We start from the raw sequence: 13568 nt of genomic DNA on the forward strand, positions 1-13568 counted from the left end.
AAATGAAAGCATTATTGATACTGGCTAAAGCGGCCATCGCCTTTGTCTGGTTCGTGTTGATCCTCAACTTCTTTATGCCATTCCCTGGTAAAGCAGCGATTGCGTTGTACATCATGACCGCTTTCTTGTTCATCATGCACGGTTTGCAAATGGCGATCTTCATTGGTGCATTTGGCGACAAGATTAAGATGAGCGCATGGGAAAAGTACTCCATTTTGATTTTTGGTATTTTTGCTCTGCTCGATATTCGTCGTAAGCACATGATGTAATAAGACAGAGAAACGAAAGCCGCTCATAAGAGCGGCTTTTTTGTATTTATCATCTCGGTAATGGCTCAGCCCATGTAGCTCTTCACCCCATCAAGGAACATTTGGGTAGATATCATCACTAGCAGTAGTCCCATCAATCGCTCAACGGCTTTTAAGCCACGCTCTCCTAGGATACGGTGGAAGAAGCTGTAGAACATCAAAATAAAGAAAGTCGCGCCCCAAGCAATTAACACGGCGGCAGACAGCTCCATAATCTTATCGGGGTGCTGAGAAGAAAGTAAAAGCAGCGCTGCAATCACCGAAGGTCCCGCAATCATCGGGATAGCCATTGGTACAATAAACGGCTCTTCGCCGGCAGCCAATCCAGTAATGCTGCCAGCACTTGGGAAAATCATCTTAATGGCGATGATAAACAGAATGATACCACCAGAAATACTCAAGGTTTCAGGCTGAACATGAAGGAAGCTCATGATGCTCTGCCCTGCAAATAAGAACAGCATCAAAATCATCAAGGCAAACACTAACTCACGGATCAGTACTTTGCGACGACGCTTTGCATCGAGATGTTTGAGAATGGATAGCACAATCGGCAAGTTGCCGAGCGGGTCCATAATAAGAAACAGCATGGTCGCTGCAGAAAGAATGTCCATGTTCTGACCTCGACAGGAAAATTGGCGGCCAGTATAACAAAGTGACTACATGAATATATGTTTGAAGGCGAAATGCATTTATCGCCTTCACAGAACAACGCTTAACCGCCGCTTAGTGATTGCAAACGCGCGCCATGTTTACGACAAACTTACCTTCTAGCTCGCGTACTTTTTCTCGCTTTAGCAAAAACTCTAGCAATGCATCTAAGTCTAGATCATTCAGCTTACAGGTATGAAAGCGTGCCTCAGAACCAAAGTGACCCGCAAGCTCATCACGGTTCATTGGGGTTTCACGAAGTAGGTTCAGTAGATTGTGAGCATGAATTTCAGTCATTATTGACTCCGGTCATCAAGTTGAATTCGTCCAGTTTACTGAAAAAAAGACGAGGTACTTTGACCTGAGTTAGTAAATGATAGAGGCAACAATTAACGCATGAGCAAAAAAGTAGCTGCCACTCACCCAGACATAGGCGCGTTTCATCGGCTTACGATAACCATGTATTGCATAAGCTAAGGCGGAATAAATCATCACTAAGGTGCCGCTAAACCCGAGCGCATTAGCAAAGCTCGGCACTTGTAACCACACCTCTCCCGCAGCCCAAGCCAGTTGAACCAGCATAATGCCCATAATCACGACCGGAAAGACCATGGAATCCAATTGTGGCAATAGTAGGAAAAACGCGACGATACTTGCAGCGAGAAGCAGAGCTAACAACCACCAAACGATGTCACCATTGAGCTGAACCCAAAATGATTTGCTATAGCAGATTTGTGCTAGGAGATAACCCGCGAAATAAAGAGGTTTGCGAGATTTAAATGAATGAAGAGTGTCAGCAAACATCGAAACCACTAAACCACCAACGATCCAATATGTGTGTGGTGCTAAAGAACCTTCGGTCAGTGCCAAAATCAGCAGCAATAGCAGAGTAAAGATTTTAAATGTGAGAGACTGCGTTGGATTGGCTTGTTTCGCCCCCAACACGGAATACATCCCCGATAGCCCTATCGCTAACCAACTCCACATGCCGATACACCTTTCACGTAATCTCGCCGCTAGTCTAGGTAGACCAATCTTGATGTAAAGATGCAATCAGTGAAAGTTGGATCTCGATAGCGAATCGCAACATTTTGTAGCCGCAACTTACTCAATTAATGGTTATCGTTTTTCTCGCAATCATTGAGGTGAATGATTTAGTCAAAGCAATCAACGGCGCCGAAATAAATTCGCTGACTTTCAATAAATTGAAAAACAAACCGCCAATTTGTTCGCCATGCAACCGTTATGGATAAATAACCGACACAAAAACCAAATCCACCACCTCTGACCACTCAGAAAGCTAAAAACACCGTTCCATAACAAGACTCGTAACTACCAGAGTAGTAAAACCTCAGGTTAAAAGTTCAAACAACTACACCTAACCACTTGATATAAAAAAGAATAGTTAACAAAAGCGATAAAAACCTAACCTTAGCTATTGTAGATTATAGCTAAAGCCTTTTGATACTGTAGTTTTCTCATTAGATAGGAAAAATAAGACGAAATGGACGTCCATAAGTGTTCACTTCATTAGCACAAAACCTAATTTTCTCAACTTTTGAGAAATTCAGCAAAAATAGTCAACCAACATCACCACCCAGACAAGAAACACTATTTCATCATAAGATCACTCATATTTAACACATTAAAATCATACACTTAAAAACAAAAAGAAGAGAAAAACAACAAGTCGAACACTTAAAGAACAGCACAAAAAACACAGTTTTATTAGTCAATTTAGGGTAAAAACACTTAAGTTAAGTGCGAGTTTTGAAAACTTTTCCGCTTTGAAGTTGATCAAAGCTCAAAAACAGTGCTATATTATTTACATCGAGTTCATCAATGATTTTAGGGGTAGTGTTATGATTTCTTCTTCTCAAAAACAAGGGCTGGTAATGATTGCAGTGGTTGTTGGTTTAATGACACTGCCAATGATGTACTAAGTTACTGTTTAAAATAAAAAAGGGACGCTTTCGCGTCCCTTTTTTATTATTCAAATTTTATCGTCTACAAATGCTTAACCAGAATGTCCCAATGCATGTAGTAGAAACCAAGTGCAGCGAGCGTAATCAAGGCCATTAACAAAATCGCCGCTCGCCAAATAAAGCGTGAACTTCGTGGTGTCAGCTCCTTTTCGCATGCATCGCACGCAGCTAAGAAACCTTTTCGATCGTCCAGCTTGTAATCCTCTTCGTGAACAACCTTGTTTCTTACGGTCGCAATAAACCGCAACTTAGCAACAACGTCATGCGGCAAGCGCTCTTCACAACTAGTGATAAGCTGATGTAACCCTTTCCCTTCCGCGTGGTATTGCGTACGCAGAAGTTTCTCGATCGTTCGGGTACGCATGACTACTTTCTCAATATCTGACATCGTAACCCTCCTTACTTGACCCTTCCTTCGTCAGTCATTTCATTCTTCTATAAATTTAGAACTTTTTCGAGCCAAAAGGTGCAAATTTCCTTTTAAATTGTGCTCTTGAACGCATATAAAATGTGAAGTGCGCCGAATAAAATCTACGACGCTTTTACTAGATCACGAATAATTTATCTCAACTCATAGTTTAATCAGGGAGTTCTGTAAAATAGGTGCCAATGAAACATTGGAGGTTATCATGCCAATCTCACTTATTTTGGCTTTGTTCGCTCTGATTGCGCTCGGCGCATGGGCGTTTTTCCGCTTCTACAGCAAACATTACTTTGGCGAAGATGCACCTGAGCAAAGTGCTCAAGTGACCATCTTAGACAAACAAGCAATAGAAGTACCGGATGCAGAGCCAGGTCAAGACGATCAAGAATATTGGATTTATGTACAACGCGGTTCGATTGGACCAAAACGCGAATTTCAAATCGGTGTGCACTATTACCACGCACTCAATCCGGGTGATAAAGGCACACTGACTTACCGTGGCGATAAGTTCTTACATTTCGCCTTAAAGCGCTAATCTACGGTAGCAACCAGCGAGTCTTGGCGGACTTGGAGAACAGATAGCTCATCGCCAAGGCTCCAGCACCACTCAATACAATCCACACAGGAATCACCCATGCAGGGTGACCTTGATACCAACCGAATGCTTTCATCGGCCATAAGAAGATTGGGTGAAGAAGATAAATACCTAAACTGTGCTGGCTAATAAAACTCACCACTTTTTGCGCTTTCGGTGCCAAGCCCTCTCCAAAGTAACGACACAACATAAAAATCATCGATGCTGCGAGAATCACATTCAATGTTTTGTATGAGAACCAGCGCCCTACTGTGTATTTGTCTGCTTCTAAACTGTTGGTCACAACCATAGTAAACGTCACTGCTAATGCCACCAACCCAAACGCAGTAAACGCCGTCACAACGGAACGGTTTAATGGAATTTTCTTAAACAACACATAGCCTAACGGTAAATACCCCATGTAAAGCCAATATTGATTACTCCATGGTCCATCAATTTTGAATAGGAATAAGGTGCTCGTGAACAACCAAAACGCTAAATAGGTGTAAATAACGTTGTCATCGACATTGCGAACCATCCATTGAAACAACGGAATCACAAAATAGAGTGGAATAAAGTAGTAGAAAAAACCAAGGTGATAATAAGTTGCATGATACGGACTGTTACTCACCACTTCTTTTACCGTGGCAAAATCAAAACCTTGCGCTGTCCAACCCGATAAATACGCGTAAAACATCGACCAAACCAAAAAAGGCACCAGCACTTTGCCTAAACGTCGTTTGACGTAGTATTTGGCATCAAAAGGACGCGTATCGCTGAGCATCAATGCACCAGTTATCAAAATAAACACTGGCACCGCCCAACGCGTCACGCTGTTCACTCCGACTGCCGTCGCCCATTGATCGAATGGAATCACGCCCAATTCATTACGATATGGCGCTAACACGTGAATAGCGATCACTGCCACAGCAGCGACACAACGTAATAAGTCGAAAAACAGAACCCTTTCTCTCATACCCTTTCCTAGTTTGTGTAACTTCACGTCTATAGCATAGGGTAATTTTCGCTCAGTTAAATAGTTAACAATCTGTTTTTGCTTATTTTTAACTCAGCTATGAAGCTCTAATAACATTGATTTGCACAATAGTTAGCGACAAATCCTATTGTACAAATAGGATCACCAGCCCTAAGCTTTCTTGGATATGAAACAGATTTAGCCGTTTCTTTCCATTAGGATGCTGGACAGATTATTAAGAGAGGTCTTTATGAAGAAAACATTATTAGCATCACTGGTTTGTGTAGTGGCTTTAGCTGGATGTAATCAAAAGGAAGAGACCGTGGCACCAACACAATCGCAATCGGAAGCGAACCCTATCTGCAGCACGGAAAATCTTGCTGGCGGCTGGTCACAAGGTGAAGTAACACCTGAGGCTCAGCAAACGCTCGACTTTGTTCTTGGGCAGATGAATACCGCTGCTAAACTAAAAGAAATCTTGAGCGTACGAACTCAAGTCGTGAATGGCATTAACTACGCGATTGAATTCGAAATGGACAATGGTGAAGTCTGGAACACCATCGTTTACCGTTCGTTAAAAGGTGATATGGAAATGACGCAACCGGCACAACAAGGTCGCCTTTGCCCATAACCAAGATTTACTGATTTGCGATACTGAATCGTAAATACAAAAATGGCTCCCAATATGGAGCCATTTTTATTTCTAACTCGTAAATCGATTTAAGCCGTAGCTACTTTGGTTTTTGGTAGCTTGATAGAAATGACCGTTGTCAGCGCTAAGAAGGCAAAGGACACCCACAAACATGCAGCAAGCCCTGCTTCTTGGTAAATCCAACCAGAAAGAACCGTACCGATCAAACGTCCCATCGCATTCGCCATGTAGTAGAAACCGACATCCAATGAAACACCGTCGCCTTTTGCGTAGCTGACGATTAGATAAGAGTGCAAAGATGAGTTCACCGCAAATACGGCACCAAAAATCATCAAGCCCACCACAATAACCAGTTCTGGTTGCCAGCCAATCTGCACGCCGTAAGCAATTGCACCAGTGATAACAGCAAGGATACCAGCCCAAATTAATGCCGCGCTGCCATCTGGCACTCGACCTTGCGCTTTACCGGTAATACGAGGTGCAAAGCCTTGAACGAATCCGTAAGCAATGACCCAAGCTGCCAGGAAGCCGCCCACCATCAGGTGATCCCAACCAAATACGCTGCCAAGGTAAATCGGCAGTGCAACAACAAACCACACATCACGAGCACCAAATAGGAACATACGCGCTGCAGAAAGGATGTTCACCGATTCTGACTTAGAGAAAATCTGACGAAATTTAGGTTTGCTCTTCGCCTTACCCATATCCGCTTCTAACCAAACTAAACTGCACACGAAGACAATCGCCAGCACACTTGCCATGATGATCATCGAAGTTTGGAAACCAAACGCTGATAGCAATAAACCACCAACAAAGAAACCCGCACCTTTCAGTGCATTCTTCGAGCCCGTTAAGATCGCAACCCACTTATAAAGTGCACCTTGTTGCTCGTCTGGCACTAAAGTTTTGATCGCACTCTTGGCACTCATCTTATTTAAGTCTTTGGCAATACCCGAAATTGCCTGCGCCGCCATTACCCAAGGAATGGTCAACCAAGCATTGGGCACTGCCAGCATCAGCAAGGCGAAAATCTGCATCCCTAAGCCGACGTTCATGGTTTTGTTCAAACCAAGTCGAGCACCTAGCCAGCCGCCAACCAAGTTGGTCACTACGCCAAAAAGTTCATAGAAAAGGAACAGCGAAGCAATGGCTAAGCTTGAGTAACCTAAGTCATGGAAGTAAAGCACCACCAGCATACGTAGTGCACCATCCGTCACGGTAAAGTTCCAATAGTTGAACGTCACAAGCATATACTGACGGATACTTTTGCTTAGTTTTGAAATCATAACGACCTCAGATGTACAGCATTTAGAGTATTTAGATCATGATGTTCCAAATACTCTATGACCTGAACACCAACATTGAGTCATCTCAATACTGGCGCTAAATAGTGAAACAAGAACTGATGAGATATCTAAATATTATTCATTAACAAACAATAAGTTAAATATAAAACCAATAAACAAGAATCACATAAATTGGTAAGCCATTACGGCATAAAGAGAGCTTTTGGATCATGATGTACCAAAAGCCCTATAAGCTGATCAAGCGTTTTGAGCTACACGCTCGATGTACTCAACTTGTACAGGCTTTGTGAAAGCACCAGGACGTAGCGCTTGCACTTCACGCACGATGTCTTCTAGCGCCCAATCTTTCTCTAGCAATAGGTGTGCAGCGAACAAACCTGTGCGACCAGAGCCACCCATGCAGTGCATTGCAACCTTGCCATCTTGAGCTAGAATCGCGTGCAGTTCAGGACTCGCTTGTGACCATTTAGCAGCGAACTCTTCGTCCGGAGCACAGTCATCTTCAATCTCAATTTGGAACCATTTCATGCCCAATTGTTGGGTTAATTCGCCCAACGCAGACACGTCTTTAGACGCTAATTCAACATCATCAAGGGCAGTAACAATTGCTTCTACGCCTTGCGCTTTTAGCTGCTCTAGCGAAGCTTGCAGTTCAACACCTTTGGTGCCTGGACATGGAGTCAGTACCAACGCGCCCGCTTCTAAATCTAATTGCCATGTAGGATGAGACATCTTAAAGCTCCTTATGCCATACCAACGTTACGAACCAATTCTGCAGTACGCGTCGCGTAACCCATTTCGTTATCGTACCAAGCGTAAATCTTCACCATACGAGAACCTACTACCATGGTTGATTGCGCATCAACGATAGTTGAACGTTGGTCGCCTTTGTAATCAATAGAAACCAATGGACGCTCTTCAAAACCAAGGATGCCTTTTAGCTCGCCTTCAGAAGCTTCTTTCAGTAGTGCGTTAACCTCTTCTGCTGTGGTATCACGTTTCACATCAAAAATGATGTCAGTGAGTGAGGCGTTTGCTAGAGGAACACGAACCGCGTGACCGTTAATCTTGTCTTTCAACTCAGGGAAGATTTCAACAATCGCTTTCGCACTGCCCGTTGTGGTTGGGATTAGGCTCATGCCACATGCACGCGCACGACGTAGGTCTTTGTGCGGCGCATCCAGAATCGTTTGTGTGTTAGTTAAATCGTGAATCGTTGTGAATGACGATTGTTCAATGCCCAGTTTTTCGTGAATCACTTTCACAACAGGTGCAATACAGTTCGTTGTACAAGACGCTGCGGTTACGATGCGGTGCTGCGCAGGGTCGAAGATGTGGTCGTTCACACCCACTACGATGTTAGCTACGCCGTCTTCTTTTACTGGTGCGCTAACAACAACACGTTTTACGCCTTGCTCTAGGTATTTGTTTAGGAATGAGGTTTTGCGATGAACGCCCGTTGCTTCAATCACAACATCACATTGACCCCAGTTCACAGCATCGATATCACGCTCTTGTGAAGTCGTGATGCGCTTACCGTTGATCACCATGTCTGTGCCTTCAACTTGCACTGCATGGTTCCAACGACCTTGAACTGAATCGAACTCAAGTAAGTGACCCAGAGTCGCCGCATCACCCGCTACATCGTTGATGTGTACGAACTCTAGTTCTGGCCAATCAAACGCTGCGCGTAATGCCAAACGACCAATTCGACCGAAACCGTTAATACCTACTTTAATCGTCATAATCTTCTACCTTTAAGCTTTCGCTGGTTAACAGCACGCTGCGCGAGCTTTGTCGTGCAAACGTGAAATATCTTCTTGGTACTCTTGCTTCAAGCAGTTCGAGGCTACCAAGTCATCAATCAATTTTTGCATCCATCCCGGTAATTGATCTGACAGCTCGTAGTACACCCATTGCCCCTGACGTTTATCAACCAAAATACCATTTGATCTTAGCTGAGCCAGATGGCGAGAAATCTTTGGTTGGCTTTGTTGTAGCGCATGGGCTAAATCACCAACACAAGTTTCCCCTTCACGAACCACCAGCATTAAGCAACGCACACGAGTCTCGTCGGAAAGAAGTTTGAAAAACTGATGTGGAAGCATACTTACATACCTATATATGGATATGCGTATATAGTTATTTAAAAATAGAATAACGTCAAGCGATCGTGCTCGACTGTAATAAAAGTTTAATATTTGATCAGATTAGGCGCCAGAAAAGGTCTGGCTCCAGCGAACGGCTTCGCCAAGTTCAGACTTAACATCATCCACAGAAAGTCCGAGTTGCTGGGAGAATTGCTCCACGCCTGCCCAATCGGCACGCTCGTAGCATTCCTCAATTGCCAACAACGCGCCGTATTCACCTTGGCGATGCAACAAGGCTTGCTGCACGGAAGGGCTTAAAGGCAGCTGTCCCACTAAAGATTCCACAGACAAATCAAGCATGGCGTCGAGAATCGATAACAAGCCAACCATAAAACCCTGCTCGTTGAGATGCGCAAAAGGTTGATAGCGCGACATAGCTTCGCAGAATTGAGCGCGTTGCAAAGATAAGTTGTACAACTCGCGCGGCTTCTGCCCGGAGATATATGACGCAACCACCAGTGAGACAAACATTTTGAGCTTTTCTTGTCCAAGGTAAATCAAAGCTTGGCGGAATGAAGTGATGGTCACTTCTAACGTGGTCGATTGTGTATTCACAAAACGCAGTAACTTGTACGACAGCGTGACATCTTGAGTAATGATGTTTTCAATCCGGTCAAAGTCTGGATCGGGGACACACACTTCTCGAAATAGCTTGAGCGCCAACACTTGCTCGGGACTCACGTATTTAGTCTGCATCACTTCAGGCTTGCTGAAGAAGTAGCCTTGGAAGAATTTAAAGCCTGCCTCTTTGGTCGCTTCAAACTCAGCTTCGGTTTCTACTCGCTCAGCTAAGAAATGGTATTTGGTGCGCTTTTTAGTGTGCTTCTTAACTAAGTCGCATGCCTTTTTTAGCCCCATCGCCATGATATCGAGTTTCACGATATGGACATACGGTAAGAAACGACGCCATTCGTCAGTCAACGTGAAGTCATCAAGCGCGATCAAATAGCCTTCACGGTACAGTTCGCGAATGGCTTCAAGCAGCTCATCGGTTGGTTGGCAGGTTTCGAGTACCTCAACCACGATTTTGTTTTTCGGCAAGCTTCTTGGCAGCCGACGCAGCAAACTTTGGTGAGGAAAATTGATGAAGCATCGTGAAGATGCAATCAGAGGATTGGTTCCGACAGAGAGAAAGTTCTCTACTATCAATCGGTATGTCGCCCTGTTTGAATCGATGTGCGCAGGATAGGCATTACTTTCACCATCGCGGAACAACAACTCATATCCCAGCGTCTGTCTTTTACGGTTAAAGATTGGCTGGCGGGCGACATATGCGTTTTTCATTCGAAATTATTGTGCTTTTTATAACTTGTTACTTAGCTGCCGCTAATAATGCACCACATCCCATGAACATTGAACCGAATACTTTATTAATTTTGCCCATGATCTTATCTGAGCGAATAAAGCGTCCCATTTGTGCGGCCAAACTGGTGTAGCCCAGCATCACAAACGCGTCAATGGTCACCGTCGTCACGCCCAATACCAACAGCTGAGTTAGTTGGTCTTTCGCTGGATCGATAAATTGTGGAAACAGTGCCACCAAGAATACGATCGATTTCGGGTTAGTCAGGTTGATAAGAATGGCTTTGTACAACAGAGAAGTACCTGACATGGTTTGGTGACTTTCGGTCGCAACCAAGCCGGATGTATCACGCCACTTTTGAATGCCGAGCCACACAAGGTAAGCTGCACCAACCCATTTGATCACAGTAAATGCCGTTGCCGATTGCGCGACTAAAGCACCAATGCCAGCGCCAACCAAAGCAATATGAATTGCCAAACCAATCTGTAAACCAACGATAGCACCCAATGACTTGCGCGTGCCGTAACTCAAACCATTACTGATTGAGTTGACGGTGCCAGATCCCGGAGCCAGACTAAAAACGATTGCAGTTACCACATAGGCTAACCAAACATGGGTATCCATTGCATTTCCTCAATAATTCTTCGATGATACATCGCGTAAACAACGTATCTTCAGGTAATCGACTAATGGCTATTAACCATTCACCTTTGACTTATACTCAAGAGACCTTATTTGAGCAAGCAATAGGTGGTCCGATCGCAGCACTTTGGCAAGAACGCCAAGAAGGCTTTGTAAAAGGGACAGAGAAAAAGAAAATCTACTGGTGCAAACTCACCAATCCCGAACACACCAAAGCCGTACTGATCGTCAACGGTCGCATTGAAGCCTCCTGGAAATACCAAGAACTGTTCTACGACCTATATCGACAAGGTTATGACGTGTATTCGTTTGACCACCGAGGACAAGGTTTATCAGATCGCCTGCTACCAGACTCAGACATGGGTCACGTCTATAACTTTAATGATTATATTGACGATATGGAATTGGTACTGCAGCAACTCAATTTGAGTGGATACCAGCAGCGCTTTGTCATTTCCCACTCGATGGGCGGTGCAATTGCAACACGTTACCTGCAAACTCACCCAGACCACAACTTTGACGGTTTGATTCTGAGTGCTCCGATGTTTGGTATCAACCTTCCTTGGTATCTCAGCCCTATCGCGATTCCAGTCACGCAAATCCTTGCAGCGGTTTCCCCGCAACCAAGCTATGCGCCAGGTCATAAGGAATACTACCCAAAGCCGTTTGAAGATAACCCACTTAGCCAAAGCTACGATCGTTATCACTGGTTCCGTGGTTTATACCGCGATAAACCAGAGCTACAAGTGGGCGGTCCAAGCACACGCTGGGTATGGCAAGGCTTGATGGCAGCCAAGCAATGTATTTTGCTGACACGCCAAATTAAAGTTCCGGTTTTATTGGTTCAATCAGGTAACGATCGCATCGTGAGTAACGCCGCGCAGCAACGCTTTATCGATAAGCTAAGTAAGACTAACCCCAATGCCAGCCTAGTTTCTATTGCTGGCGCAGAGCACGAAATCTTGTTTGAAAAAGACCAGTATCGCAACCAAGCACTTGATGCGGTTTTTGCCTTCATGCGTGAGCACAGCCAATAAATCAGATTAAAGAGGAAATACGAGCTCAGCGATTTACCCTCTTTTTCCTCCTTATTTTGGCGTAGACTTCATCATGTTCCCCGCACTCGGAGCAGTACGATCTAGTCAATCTACTGCGCTCCGTGTGCAATCAACCTGTTCTACTCTATCCGAACCGTTTACGAGGGCTTCATGAGCACATCGCTACCTTGCAAAGAGATCACTAAAATCGTTGCCTCAGATCTGGATGGCACTTTACTCGCACCAAACCACCAGCTAAGCGCTTACTCGAAAGAGACGCTCAAAGCGCTGCATGAACAAGGCTACACATTTGTCTTTGCAACGGGTCGCCACCACGTAGACGTCGCAAGCATTCGTCGCACGGTAGGTATTCCGGCTTATATGATTACTTCGAACGGAGCACGTGTGCACGACCAGAATGATCAAGAGATGTACAGCCAGAACGTACCTGAAGATTTGGTTCAACCAGTGATCGACACGATCAAAACGGATCCTGAAATACTTATCCACATGTATCAAAACGACGACTGGTTGTTGAACAAAGATGACGATGAGTTACGCGAATTCCATGAAGAGTTCACTTATAAGTTGTACGATCAAGACAACGCACCAACTGATGGCATTGCGAAAATCTTCTTCACTCACCCAGCAAAAGATCACGACCATCTTGTGACCTTCGAAACTAAGTTACGTGAGCAATTTGGCGATCGACTAAACATCGCATTCTCAACACCTTGGTGTTTGGAAGTGATGAGCGCTGGTGTGTCTAAAGGTGATGCGTTGAAGGCAGTCGCGGAGTCTATTGGGCTAACATTGGAAAACACCATCGCCTTTGGTGATGGCATGAACGACGTAGAAATGCTATCCATGGCGGGTAAAGGATTGGTGATGGGCACATCTCACGAGAAAGTGATGAAAGCACTACCAAACAATGAAGTAATCGGCAGCAACGTTGACGATGCGGTTGCACACTACCTACAAGATCATCTGCTATAACCTGTATTGGCTATCAACAACAGGTTATCGGCAAAATCACAAAGGGCTGCACTATGCAGCCCTTTTCTTTTATCGCTGACTCGGCAACTTCTCTTTACCGAGGATTGCTTGCCACTCTTCTTCGCTCACAGGCATGATCGATAAGCGATTGCCGCGTTTCACCAATGGCATGTTTTCTAGTTCTGGCATCGCCTTCATGACCGACAACGGAATCAAGCGTTCAGTCTTACGCACAAACTCAATATCCACCATAATCCAACGCGGATTTTCTGGGTCGGATTTCGGGTCGTAATAATCGCTCTCAAGGTCAAACTGGAAGTGATCGGGATACGCTTCACGGGTCACTTTGGCAATACCAGCCACACCCACGTTCTTGCAAGAGGAATGGTAAATCAGCACCAAATCACCCAATTTGACTTGGTCACGCATCATATTACGCGCCTGATAATTACGAACTCCCTCCCAACATGAAACCTTTTGGGTTCGAAGCGTGTCAATAGAAAAGGTATCTGGTTCTGTTTTAAATAACCAATATGCCATAATGCCATCCGATGCAGATTAAGTAA

The 13568-nt window shown here is 44.5% G+C and carries 17 protein-coding genes; 5 read left to right on the forward strand and 12 right to left on the reverse strand.

The window, feature by feature from the left end; translation table 11 throughout:
* Positions 1–2: 2 nt before the first annotated feature.
* Positions 3–269 (forward strand): DUF1145 domain-containing protein, encoded by a 267-nt coding sequence (locus ABMY42_RS24500; RefSeq protein WP_005438504.1) that lies wholly within the window; start codon positions 3–5, stop codon positions 267–269.
* Between the two features lie 65 nt (positions 270–334).
* On the opposite strand, the gene ABMY42_RS24505 is transcribed toward ABMY42_RS24500, so the two are convergent.
* From ABMY42_RS24505 to ABMY42_RS24520, 4 genes are all read right to left on the reverse strand, one after another.
* The gene (locus ABMY42_RS24505; protein ID WP_005452008.1) at positions 335–919 is read right to left on the reverse strand and encodes a YhgN family NAAT transporter; all 585 of its coding nucleotides are present in this window, start codon (positions 917–919) and stop codon (positions 335–337) included.
* Between the two features lie 112 nt (positions 920–1031).
* Positions 1032–1253 carry a YecH family metal-binding protein gene (locus tag ABMY42_RS24510; protein ID WP_005452009.1) on the reverse strand — a complete coding sequence of 74 codons (222 nt, stop codon included), beginning with the start codon at positions 1251–1253 and terminating at the stop codon, positions 1032–1034.
* Between the two features lie 69 nt (positions 1254–1322).
* Positions 1323–1943, reverse strand: coding sequence for a lysoplasmalogenase (locus ABMY42_RS24515; protein ID WP_349266889.1), 621 nt, complete (start codon positions 1941–1943; stop codon positions 1323–1325).
* A 1020-nt stretch (positions 1944–2963) separates the two neighbouring features.
* Positions 2964–3329 carry a hypothetical protein gene (locus ABMY42_RS24520; RefSeq protein WP_005430355.1) on the reverse strand — a complete coding sequence of 122 codons (366 nt, stop codon included), beginning with the start codon at positions 3327–3329 and terminating at the stop codon, positions 2964–2966.
* A gap of 241 nt (positions 3330–3570) precedes the next feature.
* Here ABMY42_RS24520 and ABMY42_RS24525 point away from each other — a divergent pair, with 241 nt between their 5' ends.
* Positions 3571–3900, forward strand: a complete 330-nt coding sequence (locus tag ABMY42_RS24525) for a DUF2500 domain-containing protein (RefSeq protein ID WP_009695938.1) — start codon at positions 3571–3573, stop codon at positions 3898–3900.
* Between the two features lies 1 nt (position 3901).
* On the opposite strand, the gene ABMY42_RS24530 is transcribed toward ABMY42_RS24525, so the two are convergent.
* A complete protein-coding gene (locus tag ABMY42_RS24530) occupies positions 3902–4915 on the reverse strand; it encodes an acyltransferase family protein (protein WP_009695939.1) in 1014 nt (337 codons plus the stop codon).
* A gap of 250 nt (positions 4916–5165) precedes the next feature.
* Here ABMY42_RS24530 and ABMY42_RS24535 point away from each other — a divergent pair, with 250 nt between their 5' ends.
* Positions 5166–5546: a cystatin domain-containing protein gene (locus ABMY42_RS24535; protein WP_050907158.1), complete on the forward strand. Its 381-nt coding sequence runs from the start codon at positions 5166–5168 to the stop codon at positions 5544–5546.
* An 89-nt stretch (positions 5547–5635) separates the two neighbouring features.
* On the opposite strand, the gene arsJ is transcribed toward ABMY42_RS24535, so the two are convergent.
* The 6 genes from arsJ to rhtB all read right to left on the reverse strand — a co-directional run bounded on the left by arsJ (position 5636) and on the right by rhtB (position 10951).
* Positions 5636–6853, reverse strand: coding sequence for an organoarsenical effux MFS transporter ArsJ (gene arsJ / locus ABMY42_RS24540; RefSeq protein ID WP_050922090.1), 1218 nt, complete (start codon positions 6851–6853; stop codon positions 5636–5638).
* 258 nt (positions 6854–7111) lie between these two features.
* The gene (locus tag ABMY42_RS24545) at positions 7112–7606 is read right to left on the reverse strand and encodes a cyclin-dependent kinase inhibitor 3 family protein (protein WP_349266890.1); all 495 of its coding nucleotides are present in this window, start codon (positions 7604–7606) and stop codon (positions 7112–7114) included.
* 11 nt (positions 7607–7617) lie between these two features.
* Positions 7618–8619 (reverse strand): ArsJ-associated glyceraldehyde-3-phosphate dehydrogenase, encoded by a 1002-nt coding sequence (locus ABMY42_RS24550; protein WP_005430364.1) that lies wholly within the window; start codon positions 8617–8619, stop codon positions 7618–7620.
* 27 nt (positions 8620–8646) lie between these two features.
* Positions 8647–8982 (reverse strand): metalloregulator ArsR/SmtB family transcription factor, encoded by a 336-nt coding sequence (locus ABMY42_RS24555; RefSeq protein WP_005452016.1) that lies wholly within the window; start codon positions 8980–8982, stop codon positions 8647–8649.
* 102 nt (positions 8983–9084) lie between these two features.
* On the reverse strand, positions 9085–10308 hold the full coding sequence (locus ABMY42_RS24560; RefSeq protein ID WP_005452018.1) for an EAL and HDOD domain-containing protein: 1224 nt from the start codon (positions 10306–10308) through the stop codon (positions 9085–9087).
* A 28-nt stretch (positions 10309–10336) separates the two neighbouring features.
* Positions 10337–10951: a homoserine/homoserine lactone efflux protein gene (rhtB, locus tag ABMY42_RS24565; protein ID WP_005452019.1), complete on the reverse strand. Its 615-nt coding sequence runs from the start codon at positions 10949–10951 to the stop codon at positions 10337–10339.
* A 65-nt stretch (positions 10952–11016) separates the two neighbouring features.
* Here rhtB and ABMY42_RS24570 point away from each other — a divergent pair, with 65 nt between their 5' ends.
* Together ABMY42_RS24570 and ABMY42_RS24575 are read left to right on the forward strand one after the other, a co-directional pair.
* Positions 11017–12006 (forward strand): alpha/beta fold hydrolase, encoded by a 990-nt coding sequence (locus ABMY42_RS24570; protein ID WP_038897949.1) that lies wholly within the window; start codon positions 11017–11019, stop codon positions 12004–12006.
* Positions 12007–12177: 171 nt separating this feature from the next.
* Complete coding sequence (locus tag ABMY42_RS24575; protein WP_050907157.1) at positions 12178–13002, forward strand: Cof-type HAD-IIB family hydrolase; 825 nt, start codon at positions 12178–12180, stop codon at positions 13000–13002.
* A gap of 69 nt (positions 13003–13071) precedes the next feature.
* Here ABMY42_RS24575 and ABMY42_RS24580 read toward each other — a convergent pair whose 3' ends face one another.
* Positions 13072–13542, reverse strand: a complete 471-nt coding sequence (locus ABMY42_RS24580; protein ID WP_005452022.1) for an EVE domain-containing protein — start codon at positions 13540–13542, stop codon at positions 13072–13074.
* Positions 13543–13568: the final 26 nt, after the last annotated feature.

The sequence above is a fragment of the Vibrio sp. SSH13-20 genome (assembly GCF_040104475.1).
Lineage (GTDB): Bacteria > Pseudomonadota > Gammaproteobacteria > Enterobacterales > Vibrionaceae > Vibrio > Vibrio harveyi.

Excerpts from the sequence above, each read along its gene's own strand:
- ABMY42_RS24500 (WP_005438504.1), top strand. The coding sequence starts at position 3 with ATGAAAGCATTATTGATACTGGCTAAAGCGGCCATCGCCTTTGTCTGG.
- ABMY42_RS24535 (WP_050907158.1), top strand. The coding sequence starts at position 5,166 with ATGAAGAAAACATTATTAGCATCACTGGTTTGTGTAGTGGCTTTAGCT.
- ABMY42_RS24580 (WP_005452022.1), bottom strand. The coding sequence starts at position 13,542 with ATGGCATATTGGTTATTTAAAACAGAACCAGATACCTTTTCTATTGAC.
- ABMY42_RS24545 (WP_349266890.1), bottom strand. The coding sequence starts at position 7,606 with ATGTCTCATCCTACATGGCAATTAGATTTAGAAGCGGGCGCGTTGGTA.
- arsJ (WP_050922090.1), bottom strand. The coding sequence starts at position 6,853 with ATGATTTCAAAACTAAGCAAAAGTATCCGTCAGTATATGCTTGTGACG.
- rhtB (WP_005452019.1), bottom strand. The coding sequence starts at position 10,951 with ATGGATACCCATGTTTGGTTAGCCTATGTGGTAACTGCAATCGTTTTT.
- ABMY42_RS24575 (WP_050907157.1), top strand. The coding sequence starts at position 12,178 with ATGAGCACATCGCTACCTTGCAAAGAGATCACTAAAATCGTTGCCTCA.
- ABMY42_RS24570 (WP_038897949.1), top strand. The coding sequence starts at position 11,017 with ATGGCTATTAACCATTCACCTTTGACTTATACTCAAGAGACCTTATTT.
- ABMY42_RS24510 (WP_005452009.1), bottom strand. The coding sequence starts at position 1,253 with ATGACTGAAATTCATGCTCACAATCTACTGAACCTACTTCGTGAAACC.
- ABMY42_RS24560 (WP_005452018.1), bottom strand. The coding sequence starts at position 10,308 with ATGAAAAACGCATATGTCGCCCGCCAGCCAATCTTTAACCGTAAAAGA.
- ABMY42_RS24520 (WP_005430355.1), bottom strand. The coding sequence starts at position 3,329 with ATGTCAGATATTGAGAAAGTAGTCATGCGTACCCGAACGATCGAGAAA.
- ABMY42_RS24555 (WP_005452016.1), bottom strand. The coding sequence starts at position 8,982 with ATGCTTCCACATCAGTTTTTCAAACTTCTTTCCGACGAGACTCGTGTG.
- ABMY42_RS24550 (WP_005430364.1), bottom strand. The coding sequence starts at position 8,619 with ATGACGATTAAAGTAGGTATTAACGGTTTCGGTCGAATTGGTCGTTTG.
- ABMY42_RS24515 (WP_349266889.1), bottom strand. The coding sequence starts at position 1,943 with ATGTGGAGTTGGTTAGCGATAGGGCTATCGGGGATGTATTCCGTGTTG.
- ABMY42_RS24525 (WP_009695938.1), top strand. The coding sequence starts at position 3,571 with ATGCCAATCTCACTTATTTTGGCTTTGTTCGCTCTGATTGCGCTCGGC.
- ABMY42_RS24505 (WP_005452008.1), bottom strand. The coding sequence starts at position 919 with ATGGACATTCTTTCTGCAGCGACCATGCTGTTTCTTATTATGGACCCG.
- ABMY42_RS24530 (WP_009695939.1), bottom strand. The coding sequence starts at position 4,915 with ATGAGAGAAAGGGTTCTGTTTTTCGACTTATTACGTTGTGTCGCTGCT.